General features: G+C 65.7%; 3 protein-coding genes. 2 read left to right on the forward strand and 1 reads right to left on the reverse strand.

All coding sequences use genetic code 11. From position 1 onward, the window contains the following. Positions 1-117: NAD(P)-binding protein (locus Q7T84_RS21140; RefSeq protein ID WP_370653639.1), on the reverse strand; the 117-nt coding region annotated here is incomplete at its 3' end. Positions 118-300: 183 nt separating this feature from the next. Here Q7T84_RS21140 and Q7T84_RS08945 point away from each other — a divergent pair. Further along, a complete protein-coding gene (locus Q7T84_RS08945; protein WP_304807903.1) occupies positions 301-1,083 on the forward strand; it encodes an enoyl-CoA hydratase-related protein in 783 nt (260 codons plus the stop codon). A gap of 87 nt (positions 1,084-1,170) precedes the next feature. Beyond that, positions 1,171-2,524: succinate CoA transferase (locus Q7T84_RS08950; RefSeq protein WP_304807905.1), on the forward strand; the 1,354-nt coding region annotated here is incomplete at its 3' end.

Raw genomic sequence — 2,524 nt, forward strand, 5'->3', positions numbered from 1 at the left:
GACATAGGTCTCCGACTGTTCGAGAAGCAGCACCGAATAGCCCTCGCGGGCCATGACGGTCGCCAAGGCTGATCCGCCGACGCCGCCGCCAACGATGGCTAGATCGTAGGTCGCCATGAGAATCCTCCACGGTACCTTGTCGTTCCAGGCTGAGTGAGCTTACTCCACGGCAATCAACAGGTTCCGGTATCGGCGGGGTTTCTCTCGCAATCTCCTGTGACGGCCCGCGCCACCGGCCTTGACGGACGTAGCGGCGCCCCTGTGAGCCTCGCCGCCACTTGAAAATGAGAGGACGTTTCGATGGCCTATGAGTTCATCCGCGTGGACCGCGAAGGTCCGGTCACCATCTTCACGCTCAACCGCCCTGAGGTGATGAACGCGCTGCACTCGCCGGCGCACTTCGAACTGCACGAGGCGTTCGACGACTTCGCCGCCGATCCCGACCAGTGGGTGGGGATCGTGACGGGCGCTGGCGAGCGGGCGTTTTCCGCGGGCAATGACCTGAAGCACCAGGCGACGGGCGGCGGCATGGCTTCGCCGCCGTCGGGTTTCGCCGGGCTCACCTCGCGCTTTGATCTGAACAAGCCGGTGATCGCGGCGGTCAACGGCGTGGCCATGGGCGGCGGTTTCGAGATCGCCCTGGCCTGCGACCTGATCATCGCCTCGGAAGCCGCCACCTTCGCCTTGCCTGAGCCACGGGTCGGATTGGCGGCCCTGGCTGGCGGTTTGCATCGCCTGCCCCGGATGATTGGCCAGAAGCAGGCGCTGGGCATGATCCTGACGGGGCGCCGTGTCTCGGCCGCCGAGGGCCAGACGCTGGGCTTCGTCAATGAAGTGGTGGCCCCGGCCGACCTGCTGGACGCCGCCCGACGTTGGGCCGCCCAGATCTGCGAGCTTTCGCCGATGTCGATCCGCGCTTCGAAAGAGGCGGTCTACAAGGGGCTGGACGAACCGACCCTGGAAGCGGCGATCAAGGGCCAGACGCGTTACCCGGCGGTGTCGGCGCTGTTCAAATCCGAGGACTTCGTCGAGGGGCCGATGGCCTTCGCCCAGAAGCGCGCGCCGGCCTGGAAAGGGCGGTAGTTCACGTCTGCGCGCGCGGCCGGGCGCGGCCTGTCTTCCACCGTCTCGAATGGCTAGGGTCGCGGCCCAATCCGGTTGGAGACGAACATGGCGGACGGCGCGAGAATTGGCTGCGAGCGGCTGAAGTCGAAAGTGATGAGCGCCGCCGATGCGGCGGCGTTCATCGCCTCCGGCAGCACCGTCGCGATGAGCGGCTTTACCGGGTCGGGCTATCCCAAGGCGGTGCCGCTGGCGCTGGCTAAGCGGATCGAGGCCGAGCATGCGGCCGGCGGCCGGTTCCAGGTTCGCGTCTGGACCGGCGCGTCCACGGGACCAGAACTGGACGGCGCGCTGGCCAAGGCCGACGGGATCGAATTTCGGCTGCCGTATAATTCCGACCCCATCGCCCGCGAGAAGATCAATCGCGGGGAGATGGAATATTTCGACATGCATCTGAGCCAGGTCGCGCCGATGGCGTGGCAGGGCTTTCTGGGGCCGATCGACACCGCTGTGGTCGAGGTGTCCGGTATCCGGCCGGACGGGTCGCTGATCCCCTCGTCCTCGATCGGCAATAACAAGACCTGGCTGGACCAGGCCAAGCAGGTGATCCTCGAGGTCAACAGTTGGCAGAACCCGGCCTTGGAGGGGATGCACGACATCTATTACGGCACGGCCCTGCCGCCGAACCGGGTGCCGATCCCGCTGGTGAAGCCCGACGACCGGATCGGCGAGGCCTATTTTCGCTGTGATCCAGACAAGGTGGTGGCCGTGGTCGAGACCCAGGCGCCCGATCGCAACCTGCCATTTTCGCCGCCGGACGACGGCGCCCGCCAGATCGCGGGGCACCTGCTGGAGTTCTTCAGCCATGAGGTGGCCAAGGGGCGGTTGCCGGCCAATCTGCTGCCGTTGCAGTCGGGGGTCGGCAACATCGCCAATGCGGTGCTGACCGGGTTGGTCGATGGTCCGTTCGACAACATGACCGCCTATACCGAGGTCATTCAGGACGGCATGCTCGACCTGCTGAACGCCGGCAAACTGCGCATGGCCTCGGCCACCGCATTCTCGTTGAGCCCGGAAGCGGCCGAGGCGATGAACGCCAATATGGGCTTTTTCCGCGACAAGCTGATCCTGCGGCCCCAGGAGATCAGCAACCACCCAGAACTGATCCGGCGGCTCGGCTGTCTGGCGATGAATGGGCTGATCGAGGCCGACATCTACGGCAATGTGAACTCCACCCACATCATGGGCTCGCGCATCCAGAACGGCATCGGCGGTTCAGGCGACTTCGCGCGCAATGCCTATGTCTCGATCTTCGTGACGCCGTCGACGGCCAAGAAGGGCGCGATCTCCGCGATCGTTCCGCAGGTGGCGCACGTCGATCACATCACCCAGGACGTGCAGGTGATCGTGACCGAGCAAGGCCTGGCCGACCTGCGCGGCCTGTCGCCCAAGCAGCGGGCCA

The sequence above is a fragment of the Phenylobacterium sp. genome (genome assembly GCF_030654915.1).
Taxonomy (GTDB): domain Bacteria; phylum Pseudomonadota; class Alphaproteobacteria; order Caulobacterales; family Caulobacteraceae; genus Phenylobacterium.

What these genes read in the sequence shown, in the direction of transcription:
- Q7T84_RS08945 (WP_304807903.1), top strand. Translation starts at nt 301, where the DNA reads ATGGCCTATGAGTTCATCCGCGTGGACCGCGAAGGTCCGGTCACCATC.